1 protein-coding gene is annotated in these 4,129 nt (G+C 72.8%); it reads left to right on the top strand.

Annotation, left to right across the window (positions count from 1 at the left end):
* A partial coding sequence (locus IE108_RS34600) for a non-ribosomal peptide synthetase (protein WP_189397848.1) occupies nucleotides 1-4,129 on the top strand: 4,129 nt, incomplete at both ends.

Below are 4,129 nucleotides of genomic sequence, written 5' to 3'. Positions count from 1 at the left end.
CTCGCCCGGACCCGGGAAACCGACCTCGCCGCCTACTCCCACCAGGACATACCGTTCGAGCGACTGGTGGAAGCCATCAACCCCCGGCGCTCACTGGCCCGCAACCCCCTCTTCCAGGTCATGCTGGCCCTGCACAGCAACGAGGCACCGGCGTTCGACCTGCCCGGCCTGTCGGCCGCCACCGAGGACCTCACGGCCGACGCGACCGGTTTCGACCTCACCTTCAACTTCTACGAGGCCATCGACGGCGCGGGACGGCCCGCGGGGATCGGCGGCTTCCTGGAGTACCGCACGGACCTGTCCGACGCGGGCACCGCGGAGCGGTTCGTCGACGGCCTCCGGATGCTCCTCGCCGCCGTCACCGAACGCCCCGACCTGCCGATCGGCACCGCCGAGGTGCTCTCCCCGGCCGGGCGCGACGAGCTGCTCGCCATGGGATCCGGGGGCCCGGCCCCTGAACACCGGTTCTTCGTCGACCTGTTCCAGGAGCACGCGGCACGCCGCCCCGACGCACCGGCCCTGGAGCACGAAGGCACCGTGCTCACCTACGCCGAGCTGAACGCCCGGGCCAACCAGGTGGCCCGCCGGCTGATCGGGCGGGGTGTCGGCCCCGAGCAGCTGGTGGCGCTTGCGGTGCCGCGGTCCGCGGAGATGGTGGCGGGACTGCTGGGCGTCCTGAAGGCCGGCGCCGCCTTCCTCCCGGTCGACCCGGAGTACCCGGCGGACCGCATCGCGTTCATGCTCCGGGACGCCGCCCCGGTCCAGGTGCTCACCAGCCGGGACGTGGCCGCGCGGCTCCCGCGGGGATGCCCGGACGCGCTGGTGCTCGACGACCCCGCGACCCTCGCCGGACTGGGGGGTGCCGACCTCACGGACGCCGAGCGGACCACCCCGCTCCGGCCCGACGGCCTGGCGTACACCGTCTACACCTCCGGCTCCACCGGCACGCCCAAGGGCGTGTCCGTCACCCACCGCGGCCTCTGCGCGCTGGCGGCCACACTGGCCGAGAAGTACCGGGTCCGACCCGAGGACCGGGTCCTGCAGCTGGCGTCGATCAGCTTCGACATGGCCTTCGAGGACTTCCTGCGGGCGTTCTGGTTCGGCGCGACCCTCGTCGTCCCCGCGCCCGGACCGCTGGTCGGCGACGCCCTCGGCGACTTCCTGGAGCAGCGCCGGATCACCTGCTCCGACATGCCGCCCAGCGTGCTCGCCACCCTGCCGGCGCGTGACTTCCCCGCCCTGCGCGTCCTGAGCGTCGGCGGCGAGGCGTGCCCCCCGGCGCTGACCGCGCGCTGGGCGCGGGGACGGCGGATGCTGAACCTCTACGGGCCCACCGAGACGACGATCTCCGCGACGGCCAGCGACCCCCTGTCCGGCACCGACCCCTCCACGTCCACCCCGGTCGGAGCCCCCGTGCGGGGCGCCCGGGCGTACGTCCTGGACGAGCGGCTGCGGCTCACGTCGGCAGGGGTGCCGGGGGAGCTGTACATCGGCGGCTCGGGCGTGGCCCGGGGGTACCTGCGCCGCCCGGGACTGACGGCGGAACGGTTCGTGGCCGACCCCTTCGGCCCGCCCGGCAGCCGGATGTACCGCACCGGCGACCTGATGCGGTGGCGGGCCGACGGTGTGCTGGAGTTCGTCGGCCGGGCCGACGACCAGGTCAAGATCCGCGGCTTCCGCATCGAACTCGGCGAGGTCGAGGCGGTGCTCGGCCGGCACCCGGCGGTGGCCCAGGTCGCGGTCGTGGTGCGGGAGGACCAGCCGGGTGACAAGCGCCTGGTGGGCTATGTGGTCGCCGAATCCGGGAGCGGCGGCCAAGTGGACGCGGACGCCCTGCGCGCTCACGCGGGCACCCGGTTGCCGGAGTTCATGGTCCCGTCGGCGTTCGTCATGCTGGACCACCTGCCGCTGACCTCCAACGGCAAGCTGGACCGGAAGGCCCTGCCCGCGCCCGTGTACGAGGCCGAGGCGGGCGGCCGGGCCGCGCGGACCCCGCAGGAGGAGATCCTCTGCACCCTGTTCGCGGAGATCCTGGACGTGCCCACCGTCGGAATCGACGACAGCTTCTTCGAGCTGGGCGGGCATTCGCTGCTGGCGACCCGCGTGGTCAGCCGGATCAGGGCGCTCATGGGCGTCGAGCTGCCGGTACGGACCCTGTTCGAGGCGCCCACGGTCGCGAAGTTGACGACCCGGGTCGCGGAGGCGGGTTCGGCGGCCAGGCCCGCGCTGACCGTGATGGAACGCCCGGACCCGGTCCCGCTGTCGCCGGCGCAGAACCGGCTGTGGTTCCAGTACCAACTGGAAGGGGCGAGCGCCACCTACAACGTTCCGGTGGCGCTCCGGCTCACGGGCGACCTGGACGCGGACGTCCTCGAACAGGCGCTGAAGGACGTGGTGGCGCGGCACGAGAGCCTGCGGACGGTCTTCCGGGAGATCGACGGAACGCCCGCCCAGAGCGTGCTGGCGGCGGACGCCGTCGACCTCCGGCTGCACCGGGTCACCTGTGCCCCGGACCAGGTCGACGCGGCGGTGCGGACCGCCGGCCGGTACGCCTTCGACCTGACCGCGGAACCGCCCCTGCGGGCCACGCTGTTCACGGCCGGCCCCGAGGACCGGGTACTGCTCCTGGTCATGCACCACATCGCGAGCGACGGTGCGTCGATGGGCCCGCTGGCGCGTGATCTGGAGACCGCGTTCCGTGCCCGGCTCCAGGGCCGGGCACCCGCGTGGCCCCCGCTCCCGGTGCAGTACGCGGACTACACCCTGTGGCAGCGTGAACTCCTCGGCACGGAGGAAGACCCCGGCTCCCTGGTGAACAAGCAACTGGCCTACTGGAAGCAGGCGTTGCTGGGCACTCCGGACCGCCTCGAGCTGCCGTTCGACCACCCCCGGCCGAAGGTGGCCGGCTACCGCGGCGACATGGTTCCGCTCCGCATCGGCCCCGAGCTGCACGGCACCCTCGTCGACCTGGCCCGGGAGACGAACACCACGGTGTTCATGGTGCTCCAGGCCGCCGTCGCGACCCTGCTGAACCGCCTGGGCGCGGGATCGGACATCCCGATCGGCACCCCCAGCTCGGGACGTACCGACGAGGGCCTCGAAGACCTGGTCGGCCTCTTCATCAACACGCTGGTGCTGCGGACCGACACCTCCGGAAACCCGACGTTCCGCGCGCTCCTGGAGCAGGTCCGCAAGACCGCGCTGACCGCCTACATGCACCAGGACGTGCCGTTCGAGCGCGTGGTCGAGGCCGTCAACCCGATCCGCTCGCTGTCCTGGCACCCCCTCTTCCAGGTCATGGTGGTCCTGGGGAACACCGGGGGACACGAGTTCTCGCTGCCCGGCGTGACGACCGAGGCCGAGGACGCGTTCAGCACCCGTACCTCCAAGTTCGACCTCGGCTTCATCCTCAACGAGCGCTTCGGGACCGACAACCGCCCGGCCGGGCTCGACGGAATGCTGGAGTACAGCACCGACGTCTTCGAGAGGTCCACGGCCGAACGGATGGTGGCCCGGCTGGTACGTCTGCTGGCCCAGCTCGCCGCCGCTCCCGACCGCCGGATCGGAGAAGCGGAGATCCTGTCGGAGACGGAGCGGTTGCGGTTGCTGGAGTCGTGGTCGGGGGCGGTGGTGCCGGGTGCGGGGCTCGGGGCCGCTTCGGTGCCCGCGGCTTTCGCGGCGCAGGCGATGCGGTCGCCGGACGCGGTGGCGGTGCGGTGTGCGGGGCGGGAGCTGTCGTACCGCGAGCTGGATGAGCGGTCCAACGCGCTGGCGCACCGGCTGCTGGATGCGGGAGTAGGTCCGGAGGCGCCGGTCGCGGTGCTCATGGAACGCTCCGTGGACGTCGTCGTCGCCCTGCTGGCCGTACTGAAGGCCGGGGCGTTCTACCTGCCGCTGCACAGCGGCTACCCGCGCGAGCGGATGCAGTGGATCGTGGACGAGACCTCGGCGGGCGTGCTGCTCACCGACCGCGCGACAGCCGCCCAGGGCCTCCCTGACGCGCCCGTCGTCGTCACGGTGGACGACGCCGGCGAGGCGGCCGGGTTCCCGGTCACGGACCCGGGTGTGGACAGCCGGCCCGAGCAGCTCGCCTACGTGATGTACACCTCGGGTTCGACCGGGACGCCGA

Origin of the sequence: Streptomyces parvulus (assembly GCF_014648855.1) — a bacterium.
Classification (GTDB): domain Bacteria; phylum Actinomycetota; class Actinomycetes; order Streptomycetales; family Streptomycetaceae; genus Streptomyces; species Streptomyces parvulus.
This window is presented reverse-complemented; position numbering and strand designations above follow the sequence as displayed.